25 protein-coding genes are annotated in these 25,873 nt (G+C 65.1%); 16 read left to right on the top strand and 9 right to left on the bottom strand.

Features of this window, described 5'->3' with window-relative positions:
* Window positions 1-196 precede the first annotated feature (196 nt).
* Both FFS35_RS11115 and FFS35_RS11110 read left to right on the top strand, forming a co-directional pair.
* Window positions 197-2,128, top strand: a complete 1,932-nt coding sequence (locus FFS35_RS11115) for an SPOR domain-containing protein (RefSeq protein WP_137787165.1) — start codon at window positions 197-199, stop codon at window positions 2,126-2,128.
* Window positions 2,125-3,294, top strand: coding sequence for a deoxyguanosinetriphosphate triphosphohydrolase (locus FFS35_RS11110; RefSeq protein ID WP_137787164.1), 1,170 nt, complete (start codon window positions 2,125-2,127; stop codon window positions 3,292-3,294). The genes FFS35_RS11115 and FFS35_RS11110 overlap by 4 nt, the downstream gene beginning before the upstream one ends.
* Here the strand turns inward: FFS35_RS11110 and FFS35_RS11105 are convergent.
* Both FFS35_RS11105 and FFS35_RS11100 read right to left on the bottom strand, forming a co-directional pair.
* The gene (locus FFS35_RS11105; protein WP_137787163.1) at window positions 3,291-3,614 is read right to left on the bottom strand and encodes a DUF3147 family protein; all 324 of its coding nucleotides are present in this window, start codon (window positions 3,612-3,614) and stop codon (window positions 3,291-3,293) included. The genes FFS35_RS11110 and FFS35_RS11105 overlap by 4 nt on opposite strands.
* Window positions 3,615-3,617: 3 nt before the next feature.
* Window positions 3,618-4,472, bottom strand: a complete 855-nt coding sequence (locus FFS35_RS11100) for an ABC transporter permease (RefSeq protein ID WP_137787162.1) — start codon at window positions 4,470-4,472, stop codon at window positions 3,618-3,620.
* A 62-nt stretch (window positions 4,473-4,534) separates the two neighbouring features.
* Between FFS35_RS11100 and FFS35_RS11095 the strand changes: the two genes are divergently transcribed.
* The 10 genes from FFS35_RS11095 to queE all read left to right on the top strand — a co-directional run bounded on the left by FFS35_RS11095 (window position 4,535) and on the right by queE (window position 14,700).
* Window positions 4,535-5,236, top strand: coding sequence for a GcrA family cell cycle regulator (locus tag FFS35_RS11095; RefSeq protein WP_137787161.1), 702 nt, complete (start codon window positions 4,535-4,537; stop codon window positions 5,234-5,236).
* 132 nt (window positions 5,237-5,368) lie between these two features.
* The gene (locus FFS35_RS11090) at window positions 5,369-5,800 is read left to right on the top strand and encodes a TadE/TadG family type IV pilus assembly protein (RefSeq protein WP_137787160.1); all 432 of its coding nucleotides are present in this window, start codon (window positions 5,369-5,371) and stop codon (window positions 5,798-5,800) included.
* Window positions 5,797-7,449 (top strand): pilus assembly protein TadG-related protein, encoded by a 1,653-nt coding sequence (locus tag FFS35_RS11085; protein ID WP_137787159.1) that lies wholly within the window; start codon window positions 5,797-5,799, stop codon window positions 7,447-7,449. The genes FFS35_RS11090 and FFS35_RS11085 overlap by 4 nt, the downstream gene beginning before the upstream one ends.
* 39 nt (window positions 7,450-7,488) lie before the next feature.
* The gene (gene parE, locus FFS35_RS11080; protein ID WP_137787158.1) at window positions 7,489-9,468 is read left to right on the top strand and encodes a DNA topoisomerase IV subunit B; all 1,980 of its coding nucleotides are present in this window, start codon (window positions 7,489-7,491) and stop codon (window positions 9,466-9,468) included.
* A gap of 85 nt (window positions 9,469-9,553) precedes the next feature.
* Window positions 9,554-10,744: an aspartate aminotransferase family protein gene (locus FFS35_RS11075; protein WP_137787157.1), complete on the top strand. Its 1,191-nt coding sequence runs from the start codon at window positions 9,554-9,556 to the stop codon at window positions 10,742-10,744.
* A gap of 61 nt (window positions 10,745-10,805) precedes the next feature.
* The gene (gene argF, locus FFS35_RS11070) at window positions 10,806-11,729 is read left to right on the top strand and encodes an ornithine carbamoyltransferase (protein WP_137787156.1); all 924 of its coding nucleotides are present in this window, start codon (window positions 10,806-10,808) and stop codon (window positions 11,727-11,729) included.
* A 114-nt stretch (window positions 11,730-11,843) separates the two neighbouring features.
* Window positions 11,844-12,752: an Hsp33 family molecular chaperone HslO gene (locus FFS35_RS11065; protein ID WP_137787155.1), complete on the top strand. Its 909-nt coding sequence runs from the start codon at window positions 11,844-11,846 to the stop codon at window positions 12,750-12,752.
* A gap of 48 nt (window positions 12,753-12,800) precedes the next feature.
* A complete protein-coding gene (locus FFS35_RS11060; RefSeq protein ID WP_137787154.1) occupies window positions 12,801-13,199 on the top strand; it encodes a hypothetical protein in 399 nt (132 codons plus the stop codon).
* Between the two features lie 170 nt (window positions 13,200-13,369).
* Window positions 13,370-14,068, top strand: a complete 699-nt coding sequence (gene queC / locus FFS35_RS11055; protein ID WP_137787153.1) for a 7-cyano-7-deazaguanine synthase QueC — start codon at window positions 13,370-13,372, stop codon at window positions 14,066-14,068.
* Complete coding sequence (gene queE / locus FFS35_RS11050; protein ID WP_137787152.1) at window positions 14,068-14,700, top strand: 7-carboxy-7-deazaguanine synthase; 633 nt, start codon at window positions 14,068-14,070, stop codon at window positions 14,698-14,700. The genes queC and queE overlap by 1 nt, the downstream gene beginning before the upstream one ends.
* Window positions 14,701-14,706: 6 nt before the next feature.
* Here the strand turns inward: queE and FFS35_RS11045 are convergent, their stop codons facing one another.
* From FFS35_RS11045 to lipB, 3 genes are all read right to left on the bottom strand, one after another.
* Window positions 14,707-15,396 carry a hypothetical protein gene (locus FFS35_RS11045; RefSeq protein WP_137787151.1) on the bottom strand — a complete coding sequence of 230 codons (690 nt, stop codon included), beginning with the start codon at window positions 15,394-15,396 and terminating at the stop codon, window positions 14,707-14,709.
* A 205-nt stretch (window positions 15,397-15,601) separates the two neighbouring features.
* The gene (locus FFS35_RS11040) at window positions 15,602-15,850 is read right to left on the bottom strand and encodes a hypothetical protein (protein WP_137787150.1); all 249 of its coding nucleotides are present in this window, start codon (window positions 15,848-15,850) and stop codon (window positions 15,602-15,604) included.
* Window positions 15,851-15,938: 88 nt separating this feature from the next.
* Entirely contained in the window at window positions 15,939-16,640 is a 702-nt protein-coding gene (lipB, locus tag FFS35_RS11035) for a lipoyl(octanoyl) transferase LipB (protein ID WP_249341573.1), read from the bottom strand.
* A 46-nt stretch (window positions 16,641-16,686) separates the two neighbouring features.
* Between lipB and FFS35_RS11030 the strand changes: the two genes are divergently transcribed.
* Together FFS35_RS11030 and FFS35_RS11025 are read left to right on the top strand one after the other, a co-directional pair.
* Window positions 16,687-17,505 (top strand): hypothetical protein, encoded by an 819-nt coding sequence (locus FFS35_RS11030; RefSeq protein ID WP_171007594.1) that lies wholly within the window; start codon window positions 16,687-16,689, stop codon window positions 17,503-17,505.
* Entirely contained in the window at window positions 17,502-18,248 is a 747-nt protein-coding gene (locus FFS35_RS11025) for a hypothetical protein (protein WP_137787148.1), read from the top strand. The genes FFS35_RS11030 and FFS35_RS11025 overlap by 4 nt, the downstream gene beginning before the upstream one ends.
* Here the strand turns inward: FFS35_RS11025 and FFS35_RS11020 are convergent.
* Window positions 18,218-18,811 (bottom strand): GNAT family N-acetyltransferase, encoded by a 594-nt coding sequence (locus FFS35_RS11020; protein ID WP_137787147.1) that lies wholly within the window; start codon window positions 18,809-18,811, stop codon window positions 18,218-18,220. The genes FFS35_RS11025 and FFS35_RS11020 overlap by 31 nt on opposite strands.
* Before the next feature lie 5 nt (window positions 18,812-18,816).
* Window positions 18,817-19,659, bottom strand: a complete 843-nt coding sequence (gene hemF / locus FFS35_RS11015; protein ID WP_137787249.1) for an oxygen-dependent coproporphyrinogen oxidase — start codon at window positions 19,657-19,659, stop codon at window positions 18,817-18,819.
* Window positions 19,660-19,755: 96 nt separating this feature from the next.
* On the opposite strand from hemF, the gene FFS35_RS11010 reads away from it, so the two are divergent.
* Window positions 19,756-20,094, top strand: a complete 339-nt coding sequence (locus tag FFS35_RS11010) for a hypothetical protein (protein WP_137787146.1) — start codon at window positions 19,756-19,758, stop codon at window positions 20,092-20,094.
* A gap of 89 nt (window positions 20,095-20,183) precedes the next feature.
* Window positions 20,184-21,578, top strand: coding sequence for an amino acid permease (locus tag FFS35_RS11005; protein ID WP_137787145.1), 1,395 nt, complete (start codon window positions 20,184-20,186; stop codon window positions 21,576-21,578).
* Window positions 21,579-21,646: 68 nt separating this feature from the next.
* On the opposite strand, the gene FFS35_RS11000 is transcribed toward FFS35_RS11005, so the two are convergent.
* Together FFS35_RS11000 and acnA are read right to left on the bottom strand one after the other, a co-directional pair.
* Window positions 21,647-22,945 (bottom strand): NF038122 family metalloprotease, encoded by a 1,299-nt coding sequence (locus tag FFS35_RS11000; RefSeq protein WP_137787144.1) that lies wholly within the window; start codon window positions 22,943-22,945, stop codon window positions 21,647-21,649.
* A gap of 236 nt (window positions 22,946-23,181) precedes the next feature.
* A complete protein-coding gene (gene acnA / locus FFS35_RS10995; protein ID WP_137787143.1) occupies window positions 23,182-25,869 on the bottom strand; it encodes an aconitate hydratase AcnA in 2,688 nt (895 codons plus the stop codon).
* Window positions 25,870-25,873 lie beyond the last annotated feature (4 nt).

Below are 25,873 nucleotides of genomic sequence, written 5' to 3'. Positions count from 1 at the left end.
GGCACTCGGGCCTGACGGGTGGATCGGGATTCGCCGCTCCCTGACCCCGGATCGGCGCGAGACAGTTACAGACGAGGCGGCGTGGTGCCATATCGGCGCAGGGCGATTGCGAAGGGCGGGGTAAGCTGTTCCTGCCGAGCATGCCTCGTTAGTCGGGTCGGCATTCCGCCGGCCGATAAGAGATAGTTCATACGCGATGAATCGCACGTTTTCCCTTGGGCTGCTGCTGCTCGCATCGGTTGCGGCGATTCCGGCCGCCGGCGCGGCGCAGACCGTTCAGCCATTGCCGCAGGGCGGCTCCGATGCCGATCAGCTTGCGGCTGCGATGCGCACCGTCGGTGCGAATCCGCGAGACCTGGGTGCCTTGATCAACGCGGGCGAGCTCTCGCTCCGGCTCGGGGACGCCAGCGGCGCTGCGGCGCTGTTCAAGCGCGCCGATGAGATCGACCCGATGAATGGCCGCGTGAAGGCAGGTATGGCGCGCATCCTGGTGCAGCAGGAGCGCCCGGGAGAAGCATTGCGCTATTTCGATCAGGCGGCGGGCTACGGCCTTGATCCACGCAGTTTCGCGGGGGATCGCGGTCTTGCCTATGACCTGATCGGCGAGCAGGAGCGCGCGCAGCGCGATTATCGCCTGGTCCTGAAGGGCGGCGTGCAGGAAGAGGTGCAGCGGCGTTACGCGCTATCGCTCGCGATCTCGGGGCGGCAGGAAGAAGCGCTGAAGCAGATCGATCCATTATTGCGGGGCGGTGATCGTGGCGCATGGCGCGCACGCGCATTCATCCTCGCCATGGGCGGCGATGTCCCGGGGGCGGAGAAGATCGCCACCACGATGATGCCGTCGGGAATGGCCGGAGGGCTGGCGCCGTTCTTCCAACGGCTGCCGACACTCGCGCCGGTCGACAAGGCGTTTGCGGTCCATTTCGGCGAAGTGCGCGCCGGCGCCGCGCGGCTCGCCGACGCGCGGCTGGCGCCCTCGCTTCCGCCGCTGGGGCCAGACGATAGCGCCCCCGTTCGTATCGTGGCCGCGCCGCCGCCACCGACATTCGCGCCGTCGAAACAACCGGCGCGTGATCGCCGCCGCGGCAAGGCGGCTGCGCCGGTCGTGGCGGCAGCCACTCCCGCTCCCGCTTCGCAACAGACCGCCGAAAGCACCTTGCCGGCGCCACCGCGCTTTCCCGGCAACGGCGTGGTCTTTGCCGCTCCGCGGGAAGTCACGCAAAAGCTGCCGCCGCGCGCGCCGGTGCAGATCGCGCGAGCCACCCCGGCGCCGCAGCCGCCACCCGTCGCTGAAACAGTCAGCGTCCCGGCCTCCCTGCCACCGCCGGTTGCTGCGCCGCTGCGTTCAGCCCCGACCCGCGCCGTCGCGTCCACCAAGCCGGTCCCGCCGAAGATGAGCGAGGATTCGATCCTCGCGAAAATCATCGCGGGCATTTCGGTGCCCGAATCAGAACTGGCCGCGGCGGAGCCGCCTGCCCCGCGCGTGCGGCGTGAAGCGGCCCCGGCCCCGGCCCCGGCCGTCGAAGTCGCCGCGCAGGATCGGAAGGCATCGGCGAAAAACGTGGCGGGGATGGAAGTCGCCAGCGCTCCGACGAGATCGACGCGAGGACGCAGGCGGGACGCCGCCAGGGCGGAGGAGGTCGACGCCGGTGCAGACGCCGCAATCGTCAATTCCCGGCGCGGCCGTGGCAAGGCAGCCGCAAAAGCGGAGGAGCAACTTGCCGCCGCCGATGACGCGAAGCCGAAGAAGCTGACGGCCGCGCAGAAGCGGGCCGAGGAGGCGAAGAAGCTCGCCGCCGCGAAGAAAGCAGAAGAAGCCCGCGCTGCGGCCGAAGAACGCAAGGCGGAGAAGAAACAGCCGGCGCGTATCTGGGTGCAGGTGGCGGGCGGCGCCAACGAAAGCGATCTGCCCAAGGCATGGTCCGCGGTGAAGGGCAAAAGCGCGACGCTCGGCGGGAAGGCCGCTTATACAACGAAGCTGCGGGCCACCAACCGCGTCGTCACAGGGCCATTCAAGACCGAGGCGGAGGCGCGCGCGATGGTGAACAAGCTCGCGAAGGAAGGTGTGTCGGCTTTCACCTTCACCAGTAGTGCCGGCCAGAAAATGACCAAGATCGAGGGCAAGTGAGCGCAGCGCTCGCGCCGTGGGCGTCCGATCCTGCGGCGGGACGCGGCCGGCTGCATCAGGAGGGAACCGGCGCGCCACGCGGGCCACGGGACGACTATCAGCGCGATCGCGACCGTATCGTGCACTCGATCGCCTTTCGCCGGTTGCGCCACAAGACGCAGGTTTTCATCGCACCCGATGGCGATCATTTCCGCGTCCGGCTGACGCATAGCCTGGAGGTCGCGCAGATCGGGCGGACGATCGCGCGGGCGATGGGCCTGAATGAAGACCTTACCGAGGCGGTGTGCCTTGCGCACGACATAGGCCACCCACCCTTTGGCCACGCGGGGGAGGACGCGCTGAAGGCGGCGACGATCGCGGCGGGCGGATTCGATCACAATGGCCACGCGCTGCGCACGCTGATGCGGATCGAACGCTCCTATCCGCGCTTCGACGGCCTTAACCTGACCTGGGAAACGCTGGAGGGACTGGCCAAGCACAACGGCCCGGTTCGTCATCCCGGCTGGGCACTGGCGGAAGCGGATGCGGACGCGCTGCTGGAACTTGAAACCTGGCCAAGTCTGGAGGCGCAGATCGCGGCGATCGCGGACGATATCGCCTACGATAATCACGATATCGACGATGGCCTGCGGGCGGGGCTGTTGACGCCCGAGCAGTTGCAGGAGGTGCCGCTCGTCGCGCGCGGATGGGCGGCGGCCCGCACGCGGTTCCCGGATATCTCGGATCGTCGCCTGTCGCGCGAGCTGGTGCGGCAACAGATCGGGACGATGGTGCTCGATCTGATCGGTGAGACACGCCGCCGGATCGCCGAGGCTGGCGTGCGCGATGTGACGGACGTGCGCGCGGCCGGACGGGCGCTAGTGGCCTTTTCGGATGCGATGCGCGTGGAGGAACGTGATCTGAAGCGGTTCATGTACGCGAACCTCTATCACCACGAGCGTCAGCTGGAGGCGGCGGCGGCGGCGCGAGACGTGGTTGCGGGGTTGTTCGCGACGTTCCACGAGAAGCCCGCGCTGCTGCCGGAAGAATGGCGCGCGGACCTGCCAGCGGGGGAGCCTGCGCTCAGTCGTCACATCGCCGATTATATCGCCGGGATGACCGATCGGTTCGCGATCAGGGAGTATGAACGGGTGATCGGCCCGGCGAAAATGCCGGAGGGATTCTAGCTCAAAGCGACAGGCGCGAAGCGCGGGCCAAGCCAGATCGTGAGCGCGTACAGGGCAATCGTAAGGAAGCAACCGGCGACCAGCGCCGGGATCAGCAGGAACATCGGGAGCGAGGGGAGGACATACCAGAATGTCGCTCCGGCATGGGCGGCCATATTCTCGGCGTCGGGCTTGTCGTGCCACAGCCAGATCATACCAAGCAGCGATACAAGCGGCAGCGACGCGATCAGCGCGCCAAAGCCCGGGTAACGCTTTGCCATGGTGGAAGCGATCGCAATCAACACGCCCGAGACGACAGCCTTCAGCGCCAGACAAGGCATCGGTCAGTTCTTCAGTTTCCACCCGCTACGCAGCAGCATGTAACACAGCGCGCCCAGCACCACGTCGATCGCGAGGATAACGATGCTGCCGATCAGCACTGGCGAATCGGCGGTACCCAGAAAGCCGTACCTGAAGCCCGAGATGATATAGAAGAACGGGTTCGCATGGCTGAACGCACGGAAAGCGGGCGCGAGGCGATCAACCGAATAGAAAGTGCCGGACAGCAACGATAGCGGCGCGATCACGAAATTGGTGACGGCGGCGGCGTGATCGAACTTCTCCGCCCAGATCGAGGTCAGCACACCCAGGAGCGACAGGAACGCAGCGCCGAGGAAACCGAACCACAGCACCGCGATCGGGTGCACCGGTGTTACGTGGACACCCGGATACAGCGCCATCGCCAGCCAGCAGATCGTACCGACCAGGAACGCCCGCGTCATCGCGCCGCCGACGAGCGCGGCGAGCAGCTCTGCGCTGGACAACGGCGGCTGGAGATAATCGACGATCGTGCCCTGAATCTTGCCCACCAGCAGCGAGAAGCTCGCGTTGGCGAACGCGGGCCCCATCATGCCCTGGCTGATGATAAGCCCCGGCGCGATGAAATCGGCGAAAGCGACATCGATATTCCCGACGTGCACCGGCCGCTTGGCACCCGTGGCGATCGTGAAAACGATGAGAAACAACAATGTCGTGGCGGCCGGCGCCCACACAGTCTGGAGCTGCACCTTGAAGAAACGGCGCACCTCCTTCACATAGAGGGTCTTGAGGCCGCCCCAGTTGATGTTCCGGATCACCGGGACACCGGGGGCGTTTCTGATTGCCGAGGGAATTTGGCCGATTGGGGGATGGCTGCTCATTATGCCTGCGGGTAAACCCTGCGGCGAGCGCCTGCAACCCGGCCGCCAGCGAAGGAAGAAAGATGTCCTGGACCGAGGAGCGTATCCACACGCTCAAGACCATGTGGGAAGGCGGCCAGACCGCAAGCCAGATCGCCGAGGCGCTGGGCGGGGTGAGCCGCAATGCCGTGATCGGGAAGGCGCATCGCCTGGGGCTGCAGTCGCGCCCTTCCCCGGTCGTGGCCAAGGAGGCAGTCGCCAAGGCCGAAGCGAAGGTCGAAGCGATGGCGGAGACAAAGCCGCCGGCTCCCGCCGCACCTCCCCCGCCGCCAACGCCGATCGCGACGGCGCCATCCCAGCCGCCGGCATCCACGGTGGTGACGCATGTGTCGGAGCCGAAGCCGATCACGATCACCACCGATCTAACACCGCGCCAGCCGCTTGAGGGGCAGCCGGTGCTGCGCTCGGTCGGCCCTGGCGGCTTCGTCCGTCAGTCGCCCGGCGAACAGCAGCCGCCGATCACGCCTGCCCCGCCGCGCCGCCTAGTTCCCGCCCGCCCATCGCCGGAGATCGCGGGCAAGACTTCGCTGCTCGATCTCAGCGACAAGGTGTGCAAATGGCCGCTCGGTCATCCCGGCGAGCCGGATTTCCATTTCTGTGGCGACAAGGTGAATCCCGGTTTCCCTTATTGTGTCGCGCATTGCGGCCACGCCTATCAGGCGCAATTGCCGCGTCGCGATCGGCGCGCGCCCCCGATCCCGTTCGGCGGCCCGCGCGTGCGCTGATTTTACGCGGAATCGCGCCATAACGGTGCGATTCCGCGATCTTGCGGCCTACATCCACATCTGTGCTTTGCGTAATCGCGCGCGAAGCGTCGCGAGCGATCGGTAAATCCGAGCGTTCTACGCTGCGCCACCATGAAGCTGGACCAGCGCCGTATCCTTCGCCCGTTCCTGCCCGATTCGCGGGGCGCGGCGATCGTTGAATTCGCGCTGCTCGCCCCGGTGTTGATTGCGATCCTGCTGGGGATCCTCGGTTACGGCCAATATTTTCTGCTCGCCCACAGCGCGCAGCAACTCGCCAACGATTCGGCCCGCGCCACCATTGCCGGCATGAACGCGGCGGAGCGGGCCACGCTCGCCAATGCCACAATGGCACGTGAACTGGCGCGTCTGCCAGAAATCCGCCCCGGCACCGCCTCGCTCAGCGTCGATGAGGCGCCGCCGATGGTGACGGTGCGGGTGCGGGTCGACGCATCGGGTATCGCCCTGTTCGGCGTGAAGCTGCTCCCGATGCCCGATCCGCTGATCGAGCGCAGCGCGGTGATCCAGCAGGGCGGAGTGTTGTGAACCGGCTGGCGGCGGATCGACGCGGCGGTGCCGGGATGCTCGTCGCAGCGGCGATGCCGGTGCTGATCGGCCTTGCGGCCTTTGCCGTCGATGTCGGGGCGATACAGCTCGATGCGCGGCGGCTTCAGGGGATGGCGGATGCGGCTGCGCTTGCGGCGGCGTCAGGCGATCCAGGCAATGGGCAGAATGTGGCGGAGATGTCTGTCGCCGCGGCGCGCTTTCCCCGCCCGGTCATCACGCGTGTCACGGGGGGCAATTATCGCCCCGATCCTGCGCTGGCGCCCGGCGCGCGCTTCACGCCCAGCAGCGCGAGCGGCGGTGCCGACGCGGTACGGGTCGAGCTGGAATCTACCTCCCCAACCTTCCTTGCCGCGATCTTCGGCCGGCAAAGCGTGACAATCGGCCGCGGGGCGACCGCTGCGCGGCAGCGTTACGCGGGCTTTTCGATCGGCTCGCGGCTGGCGAGCCTCGATGGCGGCTTGCTGAACGCCTATCTGTCCGCGCTGACGGGCAGCAACGTTTCGTTGTCGGTCATGGACTATCGCGCGCTGGCGGGCGCGGATGTCGATCTGTTGCGGTATCTGCCGCTGCTGCGCACCACGGCGGGGTTGCAGGCCGCGACCTTCGGCGATGTCCTCAAAAGCAACGTTTCCACGCCGCAGGCGCTGGACGCACTTGCCTCGGCACTCTCCGCCGACGGGCAACCGCAGGCGTCCAACGCGATAAGGCGCCTGCTCAATATCAACGGCAGCCGTTCGATCTCGCTCGCCGCGCTGATCGATGCGGGGCCGCTGGCGTCGCAGAGCGAGGGCGGCACTGGCGTCGTCAAAGCCGATGCGCTGGCACTGGCGACCGCGTTGTTGCAGCTCGGTTCACCGCAGCGGCAGGTGTCGCTCGATCTTGGCGCCAGCGTGCCAGGCCTTGCCTCCACCCGCGTCTCGCTGGCGATCGGAGAGCGCGAGGCGCAGTCGCCGTGGATATCGATCACCGACAAGGGGACGCCGATCATCCGCACGGCGCAGGCCCGGCTCTATGTCCGCAGCCGCGTGGCGCCGGCCGCGCTGGCGGGATTGCCGGGGCTGATTTCGATCGACCTGCCGGTCTTCGTCGAACTGGCGGGAGCGCAGGCACGCCTCAACGCGATCAATTGCGCCAGCGAAGCCTCCCGCAGTGTCACGCTGGAGGCGAAGACCGATCTCGTCCGCGCGACGATCGGCACTGTCGATGAAACCCGCATGGGCGATTTCAGCACGGCGCTGACCCCGAGCCCGGCGCGGCTGGTTGATACGTTGCTGGTCGACGTGATCGGCAGCAGCACTATCTCGCTTGGCGCGGCGGAGCCTTGGCAGAAAGCGACGTTCGACTGGGCCGCGATCCAGGCAGGGACGCGCAAGACGATCCGCGCCACCGCGCCGGTGGATGGGCTGGCGACATCTCTCGCCAGCCAGGCGTCGTTGAAGGTCGAGCTGATCGGCCTGCCAATTCCGATCGATCCGCTGCTCCGCTCGGTCGGCGGATTGCTCCAGCTTGTGTCACCTGCGCTCGATACCCTGCTGATGACGACGACGGGAATGCTGGGCGTCGGGATCGGCGAGGCCGACCTTCGCGCGACCGGCATGCGATGCGGCGTGGCCGTGCTCGTCGGGTAAGGGATTTGCGGGGGCGGCGCGCCCCGATATAGCCGTGCCATGTCCGATCTGTTCGCGCCGCCCTCCGCCGCCCCGACCAATAATTATGACGCTTCATCGATCGAGGTGCTGGAGGGGCTGGAGCCGGTGCGGCGTCGCCCCGGCATGTATATCGGCGGCACGGATGAGCGTGCGCTTCACCATCTCGCCGCCGAGGTGCTCGACAATGCGATGGACGAGGCTGTCGCCGGCCATGCTACGCGGATCGAGGTGACGCTGGCGGCCGGCAACCGGCTGACCGTGGTCGATAACGGACGCGGCATCCCGGTCGATCCGCACCCGAAGTTACCCGACAAGAGCGCGCTGGAAGTGATCCTCTCCACGCTGCATTCCGGCGGCAAGTTCACCGGCAAGGCCTATGCGACGTCCGGCGGTCTGCACGGCGTGGGCGTCTCGGTCGTCAATGCTCTTTCGTCGGACACGGTGGTGGAAGTGGCGCGCGACCGGCAGCTATATCGCCAGCGTTTCGCGCGCGGGCAGACACTGGGCCCGCTGGAGAATGCCGGCGCGGCACCCAATCGGCGCGGCACGTCCGTCACCTTTACGCCTGACGAGGAAATTTTCGGGGGCGAGCTGCATTTCAAGCCGGCGCGGCTCTATCGCCTCGCCCGCTCCAAGGCGTATCTGTTCGCCGGCGTCGAAATACGCTGGAAGTGCGCCCCCGAGCTGATCTCCGACGATACGCCGGCGGAGGCGGTGTTCCAGTTTCCGGGCGGGCTTGCCGATCACCTGCGCGAACAGATCGACGGCCGCGAATGTGCGACCGCCGATTTCTTCGCCGGCATGCAGGAATTTCCCGGCGAACAGGGGCGCGTCGAATGGGCGGTTGCGTGGCCCTTATGGTCGGATGGCAGCTATAGCTGGTACTGCAACACGATCCCGACACCCGACGGGGGCACGCATGAGCAGGGGCTGCGCCAGGCGCTGGTCCGCGGGCTGCGCGCGTTCGGCGATCTGGTGGGCAACAAGCGCGCCAAGGATCTGAACGCGGACGACGTGATGGTCGGCTCGGAACTGATGCTTTCCGTGTTCATCCGCGAGCCGCAGTTCCAGTCGCAGACGAAGGACAGGCTGACCTCGCCGGAGGCGGCAGGGCTGGTCGAGAAGGCGGTTCGCGACCATTTCGATCATTACCTCAGCCACAATATGGATCGCGGCAAGGCGCTGCTTTCCTATGTGCTGGAACGGATGGACGATCGCCTGCGCCGCAAGCAGGAGCGCGAGGTGAAGCGCAAGACGGCCACTTCCGGCCGCAAGCTGCGCCTGCCCGGCAAGCTCACGGACTGTTCCGCCGACAGCCCGGAGGGAACCGAGCTGTTCATCGTGGAAGGCGACTCGGCCGGCGGCTCCGCCAAGCAGGCGCGCGATCGCAAGACGCAGGCGATCCTGCCGATCCGGGGCAAGATCCTCAACGTCGCCTCCGCCACCTCGGCCAAGATCGTCGCCAATCAGGAGATCGCGGACCTGATCCAGGCGCTTGGCTGCGGCACGCGCAAGGATTGCCAGGCGGAGAGCCTGCGCTACGAACGCATCGTCATCATGACCGACGCCGACGTGGACGGCGCGCATATCGCGACGCTGCTGATGACGTTCTTCTTCCAGGAGATGCCGGATATCGTGCGGCGCGGGCACCTCTATCTCGCGCAGCCGCCGCTTTATCGGCTCACCGCCGGCAGCAAGTCGCTCTACGCCCGCGACGACGCGCACCGTGCCGAGATCGAGGCGGGGCCGTTCAGGGGCAAGAAGGTCGAGGTCGCCCGCTTCAAGGGCCTCGGCGAGATGAACCCGGCCCAGCTTCGCGAAACCACGATGGATCCCAGGACCCGGGGCATGATCCGCATCACCCTGCCGCAGGAATATGAGGAACGCGCTGGCGTGAAGGATCTGGTTGATCGGTTGATGGGCACAAACCCGGCGCACCGCTTCGCTTTCATCCAGGAGAACGCCGCGCGGATCGACGAGGAAGCGATCGACGCGTGATGTTGACGCTCGGCCCAAGCCGCCGGTATTAGCGTGATCCGGGCGACCGCTTTGGTCGCCCTTGCTCTTTTTCAGGAGATGCCCCGTGACCATCACCGCACTGATGCCCGTCTACCCGCGTTGCGGAGTGCGGCCGGTGCGAGGCGAGGGCGCGTATCTCTATGGCGAGCGAGGCGAGAAGTACCTCGATTTCGCCAGCGGCATCGCGGTCAACTGCCTCGGCCACGGCCATCCCAGGCTCGTGAAGGCGATCGCGGATCAGGCCGCGACGCTGATGCACGTCAGCAATCTTTACGGCAGCCCGCAGGGCGAGCATTTCGCGCAGCGGCTGATCGACGCGACATTCGCCGACACGGTGTTTTTCACCAATTCGGGCGCCGAGGCGGTGGAATGCGCGATCAAGACGGCGCGGCGCTACCATTTCGCCAACGGCCATCCCGAGCGGCATGATCTCATCACCTTCGACACCGCCTTCCACGGGCGGACGCTCGGCACGATCTCCGCCACAAATCAGCCGAAGATGCGCGATGGGTTCGAGCCGCTGCTGCCAGGCTTCAAATATGCGAAATTCAATGAGCTCGCCGGCGCGCTCGCGCTGATTGATGAGCATACGGCGGGCTTTCTGGTCGAGCCGATTCAGGGCGAGGGCGGTATCCGGCCGGCCAGCGAAGAGTTTCTCCAGGGTCTGCGCAAGGCATGCGACGAGCATGGCCTGTTGCTGGTGCTGGACGAGGTGCAGGCTGGCTATGGCCGGACCGGCAAGCTCTTTGCGCACGAGCTTTACGGCATCACCCCGGATATCATGGCGGTGGCGAAGGGCATCGGCGGCGGCTTCCCGCTCGGGGCGTGCCTCGCTACGGAAGAGGCCGCGAAGGGCATGGTGATCGGCACCCACGGCTCGACCTATGGCGGCAACCCGCTCGCGATGGCGGCGGGCGAGGCCGTGCTGGACGTGCTGCTGGAGGACGGCTTTCTCGATAATGTGGCCAAGACGGGCAATCGCCTGCGCCAGGCGCTGGAGCAGTTGATCCCCAACCACGACCACCTGTTCGACAGCGTACGCGGTCATGGGCTGATGCTCGGCCTCAAGCTCAAGAGCGACAGCCGGGCGTTTGTTGCGCACGCGCGCGATAATCATGGCCTGCTGCTGGTTTCGGCCGGCGACAACGTCGTGCGTATCCTGCCGCCGCTCAATATCGACGAGAGCCATATCGCGGAATGTGTCGAGCGGCTGAGCGAAGCGGCGCGAGCGTACACGCCCGTCAACGACGATTGATGACCCGCCGCCCGCGCCGATCCGGTCGGCGCGGGCGGCCGATCTCCGGGGGGAGATTTCCATGAGTGTCCGTCATTTCCTCAACCTAAGCGATGCGGGCGCCGACGGAGTCGCGGCGATCCTTGCTGATGCGATCGATCGGAAGGCCGCGCGCGTCGGCCTGCCAAAGGGCGCGCCGGATGCCGATGCACCGCTCGCCGGCCGCGTGCTCGCGATGGTGTTCGAGAAGAATTCCACCCGCACCCGCTTCAGCTTCGACATGGCGGTCCGCCAGCTCGGGGGAACCTCTATCGTCGCCGATGCCGGCACGATGCAGATCGGGCGCGGCGAGACCATCGCGGATACAGCGCGCGTGTTATCCGGGTATGTGGACGCGATCATGATCCGCACCGACGATCATGCCAAGATCGAGGAGATGGCGGCGCATGCCAGCGTGCCGGTCATCAACGGCCTTACCGATGCGTCCCACCCCTGCCAGATCGTTGCCGATCTCCAGACTATCCTAGAGCATGGCAAGGCGCTGCCCGGCTTGAAGGTGGCATGGCTGGGAGACGGCAACAACGTGCTCGCCTCGCTCATGGAAGCGGCCGGACTGCTGCATTTCGATGTGATCGCTGCCTGCCCGCAGGGGTTCATGCCAAGTGACGGCGATGTCGCACTCGGCAAGGGCCGCGCGCGCGTGGTGGCCAGTCCAGCGGAAGCGGCGGCAGGGGCGGATGTGATCGTCACCGATACCTGGGTGTCGATGGGGCAGGCGCATGCCGATACAAAGCTTCGCGCGATGGCCCCCTATCAGGTGGATGCCGGGCTGATGGCCAAGGCAAAGCCCGATGCCGTGTTCATGCACTGTCTGCCCGCGCATCGCGGCGAAGAAGTGACGGCCGATGTTATCGATGGCCCGCAATCGCTGATCTGGAACGAGGCGGAGAACCGGCTTCACGCGCAGAAGGCGATCCTGCGCTGGTGCTTCGGCCAGATCGGTTGATCGCCGGCCGATCGTCCCCACTTATGCTCTCGATCCGGTGAGCGCCGGCTGACGACAGACAGGGATTGCCTCGCGGCGCGAGGCCTCCGCCACGGGCGGGGTGAGGGATATATGATGGCAGACCTTCCCGGGCGTGATCTCGATCGCGCGCTTGGCTTCACGATTCCGGAATTCAACGCGCGCGGACGCGTGCTGCGGCTCGGGCCGGTAATGGATGAGATCCTTTCCGCCCATGCCTACCCGCCCGCGATCGAAGGCCTGCTCGCCGAGGCGCTCGTCATCGCGGCGCTGATCGGCTCGACGCTGAAGGATGACGCGGGTCAACTCACGCTTCAGGCGCAGACCCGGAACGGCGTGGTGCGGCTGCTGGTGGTCGATTATCGCGATGGTGAGCTGCGAGGCTATGTCGATTACGATGCGGAGCGGCTCGCCGAAGGGCCGGCCGAGCCGACGCTGTTCGCGCTATTCGGGCAGGGATATCTGGCGATCACCTTCGATCTCGCCACCACGGGCGAACGCTATCAGGGCATCGTCCCGCTCGACGGCGCGTCACTGGCGGAGGTGGCGGAGCAATATTTCATCCAGTCGGAGCAGATCCCCAGCCTGTTGCGTGTCGGCGTGCGCCGCCGCGACGGCCAGATCGTCGGCGGCGGCCTTTTCCTCCAGCATCTTCCGCCGGGCGAAGTGGGACGCGAGCGGCTGCACGTAAGTCACGACCATCCGGAGTGGGAGCATGTCGCCACGCTCGGTGCAACGATGGGTGTCGATGAGCTTGTCGATGTCGCGGTGCCGCTCGAAACGCTGATCTGGCGATTGTTCAACGAGGCGCGCGAAGTGCGTGTGCTTGGCGACACCCGGCTGACACGCGGCTGCCGCTGCAATCCGGAGCATATCCGCTCGGTCATCTCGAAGTTTCCGCCGGAGGAGCAGCGCGAGATGGCGGACGCGAATGGCGTGATCTCGGTCGATTGCAATTTCTGCTCGACCGTTTTCCCGGTTCGGATAGAGACATCAGCGGCGTGAGCGGCAGGATGGGCTTGATTTGCGGTGAATCGTGATATGATTACGGTCGTGAAAAGAGTCGCATCATTCCGTCTGGCCGCCATACTGGTCGCCGCTGTAGCCACTGGCGCGATCGCGCAGGAGGCGCGGATGGTCGCGCTCGGCGGGGTCGAGCGCGGGGCATGGTCGCTGCATGAGATCGGCAATGCCAACGCGCAGCGCGAAATCTGCGTCCGCGATCCCCGAATGCTCCTGCAACTGGTGCACGGCCCGGCGCAATGTCAGCAATTCGTCATCGAAGATCAGCCTAATCGCGTTACGGTTCAATATCGTTGTCCCGGACAGGGATATGGCCGCACCACGATCAAGGTGGAGGACCGCCATCTGATCCGTTTGCAGACGCAGGGGTTGATGAAAGGCGCACCGTTCGACTTCGATTACGAGGCACGTCACATCGGCAGATGCTGACCGCCGCGTTATCGGCGCGTTAACGTAATGGGCGTAATCGGGACGAGTGCTTTTTCTTGGGCACGCTTTCTCCCTGATCCGGCCGGAACCGGTCGATCAACTTTCGGGTCGCCTTCGGGCGGCCCTTTTTCTTGCGCCGCGCGCGGTGAGAGCCTAGCTGGTGTCAGCTTATGACAAGCCAATCTCCGCTTGCGGTCGTCCTTGTTTCGGGCGGCCTTGATTCGATGGTTTCCGCCGCCCTCGCGGCTGAAGCAGGGTTTCGCGTGCTCGCGCTCTCGGTCGATTATAACCAGCGCCACCAGGTAGAGTTGGCGGCTGCCCGCCGCATCGCGCGACTGCTGGGGGCAGAGCGCCATGTCGTGCTGCCGCTCGACCTGCGCGCGTTCGGCGGATCGGCGCTTACCGACGATATCGCGGTGCCCAAGGATGGCGTGGGCGAGGGGATACCGATCACTTATGTGCCCGCGCGCAACACGATCTTCCTGAGCCTCGCTCTCGGCTGGGCCGAGGCGAGCGGCGCGCGAGACATCTATGTCGGGGTCAACGCGCTCGATTATTCCGGCTATCCCGATTGCCGCCCCGAATTCATCGCCGGATTCGAGACTCTGGCCGAACTGGCGACCAAGGCGGGCGTCGAAGGCGCACCCTTCCGCATCCTTGCCCCGCTCCAGATGATGACCAAGGCCGATATCGTGCGCGAAGGCGCGCGTTTGGGGCTGGATATGGGTGTCAGCTGGTCATGCTACGATCCCGCGCCTGGTGGCCTGCACTGCGGGCTGTGCGATAGCTGCCGCTTGCGGCACAAGGGGTTCGAGGACGCCGGGGTGCTCGATCCGACAACATATGCGGTGAGCCCGCCGGCGCCGTGATGAGCTACGCGGTCAAGGAAATGTTCCTGACGCTCCAGGGCGAGGGCGTACAGGCCGGGCGGCGCGCGGTGTTTGTGCGGTTTGCCGGGTGCAATCTCTGGTCAGGCCGCGAGGAGGATCGCGCGACTGCGATCTGCCGCTTCTGCGACACCGATTTCGTCGGCATGGACGGGCTGGGTGGCGGCCGCTTTCCCGATGCCGCCGCACTGGCGAGCGCGGTCGTGGCGATGTGGGACGGCGATACCGCCGAGCGCTTCGTGGTGTTAACCGGCGGGGAGCCGATGCTTCAGGTGGACGACGCCATCGTCGCTGCGCTGCACGCCGAAGGATTTTTCATAGCGATCGAGAGCAACGGAACTCTTCCCGTGCACCCCGGCATCGACTGGGTGTGCATCAGTCCCAAAGCTGGCAGCGAGACGGTGCAGCGGTCAGGGGACGAGTTGAAGTTGGTCTGGCCCCAACCCGGCAGCGATATCGAAGCGATCGAGCAATGGGATTTCACCCATTTCCTGCTTCAACCGATGGACGATCCCGCCGCCGAGACAAATCGCGATGCGGCGGTGGCGCTGGTCATGCAGCGGCCGCGCTGGCGCCTGACGCTGCAGACGCACAAGCTGCTCGGGCTACGCTGACGACCGTCAGCGCTGCGCCACGCCAACACCGGCGGGCGGGAAATTCTGCGCGCCGCATTTCTTGACCTGCCAGTCGCCGTTCTTCCAGCAGATATCGTCGAGACGCGGCAGTGTGGTCTGCGGATAAATGAAGCGCGGGAAACGCTGTTCACCCCATGGCTTGAGGCTATTGCGAAGCAAGCGAATGCGCTGCAGCGCGACCGTGCCGAAACCGCCGCGCGGCGCGAATACCACCTCGCGACCCACGTCGTTGGCGGACATGCAGAAATTATATTGTGCGGCGACGGTGGTGAAGCTGGAATAGGTACGCGTGCCGAACTGATCCAGCGCGTTTTGCGCTGCTTTCGGTGCCTTGTTCATACGCGCGAAATATTTGCTGAGCGTATCCCAGGATTGCTTCAGCTCGGTCTTGTGATCCACCAGCATCGCATTGTAGTTGCTCACCGCCGTCAGCGTTGGTTCGAACTGGCATTGCAATGCCGCGACGTTGAGCGCTGCGCGCACGTTCCAGATCACGGCAGCTTTCTGTTCTTCGAGCGTGGCGCCCGGCAGGTCCGGCCCGAGACCCGGCTCGTTACCGACAACCGCAGTACCCGAAAGATCCTTGGACTGCATGAAGAATTGAGCCGCAGCGGGTGTACCGGCGAATAACGCACCTGCCCCCAGGCCTGCTATAACGATACGCCCCAACGCCATTTCAACTTCTCCCACGCGACGCGCGGGATTCTAGGGCTTTCGTGCGGTTAACCCAAGGGTATTCATCACGTTCGTGACTCAGCCCGCCGCATTGCGCTTGTAAGCGTGGAAAGCGTCACACCCGCCGGGCGTTGCGAAGTAATGAAAAAGGGGTCGCCCGTTTCCCGGACGACCCCTTTTTCGCAATGTGATTGCCGTGCGGCGATCAGTTCGCGTTGGCGGGCATCGCTGCGTTCGCGTCCATCGCGCCCGCATCGTTCGCCATCATGCCCGAATTCATCGAGCTGTCGACCGCCGTCATGTTGTCAGTCGTCGTGTCCATGCCTTCGGTGGCGTTCATGTCGGTGATGGTGGTGTTCTCGGTGGTAGTCTCGGTCTTCGAGCCGCAAGCCGAAACGGCCAGAGCCGCCGCCGCAATGGCCGTACCGGTCAGGATCTTGGAAATAGCACGCATGTAGAGCTCCCTAGACAGTAGATTTGGACGCCGTATGGCCATTTAATCCCCAAATCGCAGGGGACATTAATCGCATCGGCCTATGCTCTCAAGCCTCGTTTTCGCGAGCGTCCGATAGAGTTTCGAGGAATTGGCTGCGCGTGAACGCAAGAGCGGCGTCGAAAGTTGCAAGATCATGCGGCGCGCCCAGCGCTTTTGTACTCGTCACAGCATATTCGGCGAGACCGCACGGCACGATTCCGCCGAAATGCCCGAGATCGGGCGAGAGATTCACCGAAAAACCGTGGAACGTCACCCAGCGCCGTACCCGCACGCCGATCGCACCGATTTTTGCTTCACGCCCGTCGCGATCGATCGTCCAGATGCCGATCCGCCCGGGCGCGCGGAACCCGGCTATGCCCAGCTCTGCCAGTGCTGCGATCACCCAGCCTTCGAGCGCGTGGACGAAAAGCCGGACATCGCGTCCGCGCGGGGCAAGGTCGAGCATCAGATAGCCGACGCGCTGCCCCGGCCCGTGATAGGTGTAACGCCCACCGCGCCCGGCGTTCACCACCGGAAAGCGCGGATCGATCAGTTCGGCAGGGTCCGCGCTGGTGCCGGCAGTATAGACCGGCGGATGTTCAAGCAGCCAGATCAGCTCGCGATCGTCATGCGCCGCGATCCGCGCAGCGCGCGCTTCCATCTCGGCAAGCGAGGCGGCATAATCGGTCAGGCCGGGCGATATGCGCCATTCGATATCGGCATCATTGGTCACGGCGGTGCAGATGCGGTCGATACGTTCGATTGGCAAGCGGGGGCGCGATAGGCTAGGTCTTTCGCCGCTGACAGGAGGCCCTATGATACGGATTGGCACGGTTTGGGATCGGACGACCGAGGTGATCGCCGGCCGCGCCGGATTGCTCGCGTGGCTTGCTGGAGTTTTCCTGTTCGCCCCCGGCATGCTGCAGGCGGTGTTGCGCGTCTTTGCCATGACCACCCCCGGTGCGAGTTTCAAGCTGTTGGCGGGGCTGGTCGGGCTGGCGGTTGCGGTGCTCGCCTTGTGGGGAACGCTGGCGATGACCGCGATGGCCAGCGATCCAGCGGTCGGTCGGCATGACGCGATCGCGATCGGGCGACGCCGTCTGCCGGCGGCGATCGCGGTGCTGCTGGTGGTGATGGTGGTGACGTTCGTCGTTGTGCTTGCGCCGGTGGCGTACGTGGTCGCGGGCAGCATCGATATGGCGCAACTGGAACAAGGGATGCCGATGCCGGCATTGGACGGTGCGCGTGTCGCCGCGCTTACGCCGGCGCTGTTCGTGCTTTCGCTGGTGGCATTGTGGGCCGGGGCCCGGCTGTTGCCGCTGTTCGCGGTCGTCACCAACGAGCGTCGCGGGCTGGGCGCATTCGCACGCAGCTTCGCGCTGACACGTGGCAGCACGATGAAGCTGATCGGGCTGATGCTGCTATACGCGATCGTGGCGATTGTGCTGCTTACCGCCGTGACCTGGGTGCTGGGCAGCGTGGCGCAGCTGATCTTCGGCGATGAAGGGCAGGTGTGGACTATCCTGCTGCTCGCGACCGCGACCGGGATCGTCACCGCCGGCCTCGGCGTGTTGCAGACAACCTTCAGTGCGCAATTCTATCTCGCCGCGCGCGAACGTCTCGACCACGCATGATGCTCACCCTTGGCCGCGTCCTGGCAGACGCGTGGGCGATCCTGCGTCGCGAGGGCGATCTGGTGCTGCGTGTCGCTGGTCCGTTCATCTTCTTGCCCGCGTTTGCGGTGCAGCTGCTCGTGGCGTCTCCGCTCGCGCTGCCGCAGACGCCGCGCGATCAGCCGGCGATGCAGGCATGGCTGGAGCAGCTTTCGTTATGGGGGCAGGCGAACGCTGGCTGGTATCTGCTCGCCGATCTGGTCGGCATTTATGGCGTCGCGGTGCTGGCGATCCTGCTGGTCCACCCGGCGCGGCCGGATGTGAAGACCGCGCTGGTGACGGCTGCGCGTCGTTTCGGGCGGTTTCTGCTGGCCGATCTGCTGGTGTCGATCCCGATCGGGTTGGGGCTGTGGCTGTTCGTGCTGCCGGGGCTCTACATGCAGGCGCGCCTGATCGCGACGGTCCCTGCGCTGATCGTCGAAGCGCCAGTGGGGGCGGCGCGAGCGGTTGGGCGCAGCTGGCGGCTGACGGGGGGCAATTGGTGGGGCGTGCTGGCAGCGATCGTTACGCTGTTCCTCGCGCAATATCTCGTGCTGGCGCCGTTGATCGGGGCGGACGAGGTGTTGCGCTCCCCCGGCCGGCAGAATCCGATCATCCTTGCGCTTGCCGATGCCGGCATGGCCTTGGCCGCCTCCGCTTATCACATCGGCATTCTGGCGATCGGGCTCGCGGTCTATCGCCGGCTGGCAAGCAGGGGGATGTGAGGTGCGACGTCATCTGGCAATAGCCCGAGAACGCGTGGATCGGGAAAGGTTTCCACCGTCCGCCTGACTGGGAGGAACCCCTGCGCCCGATAGAAATTAAGCGCAGAAGGATGATCGAGCGTGCAGGTGTGGACCCAGACGCGCGATACGTTCGCCCGCCACGCGCGCGTCAGCGCTTCCGCCATCAGCCAGCGTCCGTGACCCTGCCCGGCAAGCTCCGGGACCAGCCCGAAATAGGATAGCTCACACGTGCCGGCGTGGCGGTGATCGAGTTCGAGCATCCCCACCTCGATCCCGGTGCGATCGATCGCGGCGAACACCGAAATGCCCGGATCGTGAACGATGCCCGCGAGCGTCGCATCCTCCATCGTGAGGCGGGAATACCAGAGCCACGGCCCGCCGACCCGGCGGAACAGCGCACGGTACTTGTCCAGATCGGGCCGGTCCCACTGGATAAGGCGCAGCGGCGTCGGCGGTGTCGGGCGCAGCGGGGGGCGGCGCGTCATCTCCAGCGTCGTCACGACGGTCGCGAGCTGGTCGTTCGGCACCGGCGTCAGGCCCATCGCGATCAGCTCCAGGTGGCGAGCGGGGGAAGGCTCATCAGGATCGCATCGATATTGCCGCCAGTCTTGAGCCCGAAGAGCGTGCCGCGGTCGTACACGAGGTTGAATTCCGCGTAACGGCCGCGCCATTCGCGCTGCGCCGCCACGTCGGCATCCTCGTATGGCTGGTGCATCCGACGCCGCACGATACGTGGGAACACCGCGAGAAAGGCGCGGCCAACATCCTGCGTGAACATGAAATCGCGCGCGAAATCTCCCTCGAGATGATCGTAGAAGATGCCGCCGACGCCGCGATGCACCTTGCGATGCGGAATGTAGAAATAATCGTCCGCCCATTTGCTGAAGCGCGGATAGTGGCCGGTATCATGCGCGTCGCATGCCGCTTTCAGCGTGGCGTGGAAATCGGCGGTGTCCTCTTCCACGGGAAGCGGCGGGTTGAGATCCGCGCCGCCGCCGAACCAGCGCTTCGTTGTCACCAGGAAACGCGTGTTCATGTGCACGGCGGGAACATGCGGGTTCGCCATGTGTGCAACCAGGCTGATCCCGGTCGCGAAAAAGCGCGGATCGTCATCAGCGCCATGGATCGTCTTGCCGAACTCGCCTTCGAATGTGCCGCCGACGGTGGAGACGTTGACGCCCACCTTCTCGAATACGCGCCCCTTCATCACGCCGCGCACGCCGCCGCCGCCTGGCGCGCCGGACGGGTCGGCACGCTCCCAAGCGATATAATCGAATGCGGCATCCGATCCGGCCTCGCGCTCGATCGCCTCGAACTCGGCGCAGATCAGGTCGCGCAATTGCTCGAACCAGGCGCGGGCGGCGGATTGCTGATCATCAAGCGGCTGCATCGTGGCGGCGGTAAGCAACGGTTGCCGGGCTGGCAACACCTGCGACGAATTGCGTTGCACCTGCCTGGTGCCGGGTGCATCGTTGGGGCCGCGATGATGATCCTGCTGCTTATGCTCGAAGGAACCGCCGACAGCGCGATGACGCATTATCACGCGCTTACCGCGGCAGAGAAACGCTGCGTCATGGATGCTTCCCGTACCGATGTAACGGTATGCGGCCTGCGCGGTGCCGATCGCTTCCGCGTGCCGTTCATCGCGCGCGAGCCGGGCGACCCCGCGATTCAGGACGTGCCGCAGGAACGCGGCCGGCTGATCGCCCGGCGCTCGCCGCTGGAGGATCTCAGCCCCTTTCTCGTCGGCGGCGGGATGGTCGGCGTGCATTTTACCACCCGCAGCGGGCTAGGGGTAGGCGAGGCGCGCAAGCCGGCGCCCTGAAGAGGAATACGGCGGTCGCTGCGCGTTTGCGCCAATCGTAGCATCTGTTACTTGCCACTCCTTGGGGTTTCGCCACGGAAGGGGAGTGGATGTCCAGCCTGTTACGCCGCAAGACGATTATCGAGCAGCCGCCAGAACGTGCACTGGCCCGCACCCTCTCGTGGCCGCATCTCGTCGCGCTGGGTGTCGGCGCAATCGTCGGCACCGGCATTCTCACGTTGATTGGCGTAGGCGCGGATCGCGCCGGGCCGGCCGTGATCCTGTCGTTTGTCATCGCGGGCGCGATCTGCGCCTGCGCAGCGCTGGCCTATGCCGAGATGGCGACGATGATCCCGGCTTCGGGAAGCGCCTATACCTATAGCTACGCGGTGCTGGGGGAGATCATCGCCTGGGTGATCGGCTGGTCGCTGATCCTCGAATATTCGCTTGTCGTCTCTACCGTTGCGGTCGGCTGGTCGGGCTATGCGACACCGTTGCTGACGCCATTTGGGTTTCCCGTCGCGCTGGCGAACGGCCCGGCGCTCGGCGGAATCGTCAACCTGCCGGCGGTGTTCATCATCGCGGTCGTTGCCGGGCTGCTGATGATCGGCACCCGCGAGAGCGCGACGCTCAACGCGGCACTGGTGGTGGTGAAGATGATCGCGCTGGCGGTGTTCGTCGCGATCGCGCTGCCGCATTTCAACGCCGCCAACCTCGAGCCGTTCATGCCGTTCGGCTTCGCCAAGCATGTAACAGACGCTGGCGCCGAGCGCGGGGTGATGGCGGCGGCGGCAATCATCTTCTTCGCCTTCTACGGCTTCGATGCGATCTCCACGGCGGCAGAGGAAACCCGCAATCCCGGACGCGATCTGGCGATCGGCATCGTCGGATCGATGGTGGCGTGCATCGCGATCTACATGCTGGTCGCGGTGGCGGCGGTCGGCGCGCTCTCGTTCACCCGCTTCGCCGACAGCCCGGAGCCACTGGCGCTGATCCTGCGCGAGATCGGAAAGCCGGGCTTCGCGACATTCCTTGCGGTAAGCGCGGTGGTGGCGCTGCCAACGGTGCTGCTGGGGTTTTTGTTTGGGCAGAGTCGTATCTTCTTTGTGATGGCGCGCGACGGGTTGCTGCCGGAAGCATTGGCGAAGGTGTCGCGTCGCGGCGCGCCGGTGCGGATCACCGCGCTGACGGCGGTGCTGGTGGCGATCATCGCCGGGCTGATGCCACTGGATGCGATCGCGGCGCTGGCCAATGCCGGCACGCTCGCCGCCTTTGTGGCCGTCTGCGTTTGCATGCTGGTGATGCGCCATCGCGCGCCGGATGCGCCGCGCACGTTTCGTACGCCGCTCGCGCCGGTCGTCGGTACGATCGGCGTCCTTGGCTGCATCTATCTGTTCTTCAGCCTTCCGCACCGCACGCAGGAGTATTTCCTGATGTGGAACGTGGTCGGCCTTATCGTCTATTTCGCCTACGGCCGTCGCCGCGCTAACGCCGGGATCGCCTGAACCGGGGCAAGAAAAAGGGCGGTCCGTCAAAAGACGGGCCGCCCCATTTCTGTTAGCGACGTCTTTGCTCAGGCAGCGAAGCGTACGCTCGTCTTGCGATTGCGGGTGCGCATCGCGCCACCGATAAAACCGAAGCCGAGGATCATCATCGCCCAGCTCGACGGCTCGGGCACGCTGGCGAGGCCAAGCAGGCCGAAGATGTCCGAAGAGGTGAATTCATATCCCTTGTTCTTCAGGATATCGAAGTTCAGGTTGTAACCGATCGCATCGAACGCGGCGAGATCGTTCGAGGTGACGATGCCAAGCTGGCAATAGCCCGATGTCGGATCCATGATGCCCACCTGCGCCGGCGACGGTACGAAGCAGTTGTTCTGGTCGAAATAGCCCGTGCCTTCCTTCCAGTGAGATGCCTGGTTGCCATCACCGTTGTAGCGGCCGGTTGCGAATTGCGAATAGGTGCCGTCGCCATTGAACGGGTTCACCCCGTCGATCGTGAACATCGCGCCGCGATTCGGATCGAGCTGGATGTAACGCTCGCCGGTCGCCGGATCGAATCCAGACGCGCCACCATTCGAGGAACGGCGGAACAGATCGAGGATCGACAGCACGGATTCGTCATCCCAGGTGATGCCGGGGATGCTCGCGCCGGGACCGGCGCCGCCGTAGACGTCGTAGTAATCGGCGCCGCTGACGAAGCCGAGCGCATGGCCCAGTTCATGCGCTGCGACCGCAGTGAAATCCTCGGTGCCGTTCGAGATGCCGTCCGTCGGATTGAAATCGAACGCGAAGTTCGAGTTGAACGTGATTTGCGCGTCAACCGCCGACTGGCCGATATTGTAGCCCAACGCCTTGAGATTGGCGCCGTTCGCATAGAGGTAGCGATTGTTGTAGCTATCGTTATTGTCGAAGACGCTGCCAGTCGTGATGTTCAGCCCCTCGCCGGTCAGCGAGCCGTCCAGGGCAGGTGCGCGGCGATAGCCGACGCCGCCGTTGGCGGTCAGCGGGACAAGGCTGGCTACCGCCGACGCATCGAGCGCGGTGGCGGAATTCGCGGCCAGGCGGTTGTAGACCGACGATGCGCGCACGTCATAGCGCGTGCTTGCGGCCTGACCGATCACGTTCGGATCGGCCAGCGACGCGAACGAGATGTTGATGTTGATCGTCTGCATGTTGTTGGCGCCGCTAAGCGTCTGATTCCAGTAATTAGCGGCCTTGCGGAACGCGTATAGCGCTTCAGCCCCATTCGGTGCGCTGGTGAACGTGGCGTCCGGGTGCAGCACGATATTGATCGCTTCCGCCGGCGTGCCTGCGACGGCGATCCCGGTTAGCGCGGACGCGACAAGTAGTGCGTTTTTCAACGTCTTCATTTGCTTCCCCTCGTCATTCTATCCGGCAGGTCCCCGCCCGCCGCATATGATTAATACTTCGTTAATTTTACGAGCCCGTCAATTCGTTTTGCGTCGCAATAAGCATCGTTTCAAAATGGGACATAAGTTGTTGCGACTTCGCAATTAATATTGCTGGCGTGATCGGTGCGTACGGAAAGAAAAGGGCGCCGCCGCTTTCGCGGGGCGCCCTCGTCGATGCCGGTACGGGTCGTGGATCAGGCGGCGAGCTTGCGCAGCACGTATTGCAGGATCCCGCCGTTGAGGAAATATTCCAGCTCGTTGACGGTGTCGATGCGACAGCGCGTGGAGAAGGTTTCGCTGCTGCCGTCGGCGCGGGTGACGGTGACTTCGACATCCTGACGCGGACGCAGTCCGGCAACGCTGTGGATGGTGAACGTCTCGGTGCCGTCCAGATTCAGCGACTTGCGGTCAATGCCCTCCGCGAATTGGAGCGGCAGCACACCCATGCCAACGAGGTTCGAGCGGTGGATACGCTCGAAGCTTTCCGCGATCACCGCGCGCACGCCGAGCAGGTTGGTGCCTTTCGCTGCCCAGTCACGCGACGAGCCGGTGCCATATTCCTTGCCGGCGATGACAACCAGCGGCGTGCCGTCAGCCTTGTGCCGCATCGCCGCATCGTAGATCGACATCACCTCGCCATTGTACTGCGACATGCCGCCCTCGACGCCCGGCACCATCTCGTTCTTGATGCGGATATTGGCGAAAGTGCCGCGCACCATCACCTGATCATTTCCGCGCCGCGCGCCATAGCTGTTGAAGTCGGCTTTCGACACCTGCCGCTCCTGCAACCACTTGCCCGCCGGGCTATCCGCCTTGATCGATCCGGCCGGGGAGATGTGATCGGTGGTGATCGAATCTCCCAGAATTGCCAGCGGCTTCGCCTCGATGATGTCGGTAACCGGCTTGGGCGTCATTTCCATCCCGTCGAAATAGGGTGGATTGGCGACATAGGTGGAGCCGGCCCGCCAATTGTAGGTGTCGCTGCCCTCGACTTCGATCGCGCGCCATTTGGCGTCCCCGGCATAGACATTGCCATAACGCGCACGGAACATCGCGTCGTTGATGTTGGCGTTCATCAACGAGTTCACCTCGTCGTTGCTCGGCCAGATATCCTTCAGATAGACGTCGGTGCCGTCCGATCCCTTGCCGATCGGGGTGGTGACCATATCCTCGGTCACGGTGCCCTTGAGCGCATAAGCGACGACCAGCGGCGGCGAGGCGAGGAAGTTTGCGCGCACATCCGGGCTGACGCGGCCCTCGAAGTTGCGATTGCCCGACAACACGCTCGCGGCGACCAGATCGTTGCCGTTGATCGCGGCGGAGATCGGCGCGGCCAGCGGGCCGGAATTGCCGATGCAGGTGGTGCAGCCGTAGCCGACCAGATTGAACCCGATCGCATCGAGATCCTCGGAAAGCCCGGCCTTGTCGAGATAATCGGTGACGACCTGCGATCCCGGCGCGAGCGACGTCTTCACCCACGGCTTCGGCTTCAGCCCCTTCGCGCGGGCCTTGCGCGCGACCAGACCGGCGGCAACCAGCACCGACGGATTGGAGGTGTTGGTGCAGGAGGTGATCGCGGCGATCACCACGTCACCGTCGCCGATATCGTGATCACCGCCCTCGACCGGCACGCGGACCGGGCTTTGCTTGTTGTAGAGCTTGGCCAGGTCGCCGTTGAACACATCATCGACCGAATCGAGCGCCACCTTGTCCTGCGGGCGCTTCGGGCCGGCGAGCGACGGAACGACGGTGGACATGTCCAGTTCGAGCGTGTCGGTGAACAACGGGTCCGCCGCGCCTTCGTCACGCCACATGCCCTGCGCCTTGGCATAGGCTTCGGTAAGCGCGACAGTCTCGTCCGGACGGCCGGTGAGGCGCATATATTCCAGCGTGCGGTCATCGACCGGGAAGAAGCCGCAGGTCGCGCCATATTCCGGGGCCATGTTCGCGATCGTCGCCCGGTCGGCAAGGCTCATCGAGGCGAGGCCGGGGCCGTAGAATTCCACGAAGCGGCCGACCACGCCCTTCGCGCGCAGCATTTGCGTAACGGTGAGCACCAGATCGGTTGCCGTGATGCCTTCGCGCAGCGCGCCGGTAAGCTTGAATCCGACGACCTCGGGAATCAGCATCGATACCGGCTGACCGAGCATCGCCGCTTCCGCCTCGATCCCGCCGACGCCCCAGCCGAGCACGCCCAGCCCGTTTACCATCGTGGTATGGCTGTCGGTGCCGACGAGCGTATCCGGGTAAGCGATCGTCGCGCCGCCCTTCGCGTGGTCCCCGCTTTCCGTGGACGACCACACGGCCTGGCCGATATATTCCAGATTGACCTGATGGCAGATGCCAGTGCCCGGGGGCACGACCTGGAAGTTGTCCAGCGCCTTGGATCCCCACTTTAGGAACTCGTAACGCTCGCCGTTGCGGGCGTATTCAAGATCGACGTTATCGCCGAATGCCTTTGGCGTGCCGAATTCGTCCACCATCACCGAATGATCGATGACGAGATGCACCGGCACCTGCGGATTGATCTTGGCCGCGTCACCGCCCAATTTGGTGATCGCATCGCGCATTGCGGCGAGATCGACCACGCAGGGAACCCCGGTGAAATCCTGCATCAGCACGCGCGCGGGGCGATACTGAATCTCGCGATCGGAGCGGCGCTCCTTCTGCCAGTCGACGATCGCCTGGACGTCCTCCGGCGTTACGGTCACGCCGTCCTCGAAGCGCAGCATGTTCTCCAGCAGCACCTTCATCGAGAAGGGCAGGCGCGAAATATCCCCGAATTTCTCGGCCGCCTTGGCGAGCGAGAAATAATCGTAGGCCTTGCCGCCCACGTCGAGCGTGGAGCGTGCGCCGAGCGTATCGTGGCCGATGGCGGTCATGCTG

The organism is Sphingomonas sp. 3P27F8, from assembly GCF_005502745.1.
In the GTDB taxonomy this organism is placed as follows: Bacteria; Pseudomonadota; Alphaproteobacteria; order Sphingomonadales; family Sphingomonadaceae; genus Sphingomonas.
The sequence above is the reverse complement of the archived record's forward strand: the minus strand, read 5'-3'. Positions and strand labels throughout refer to the sequence as shown.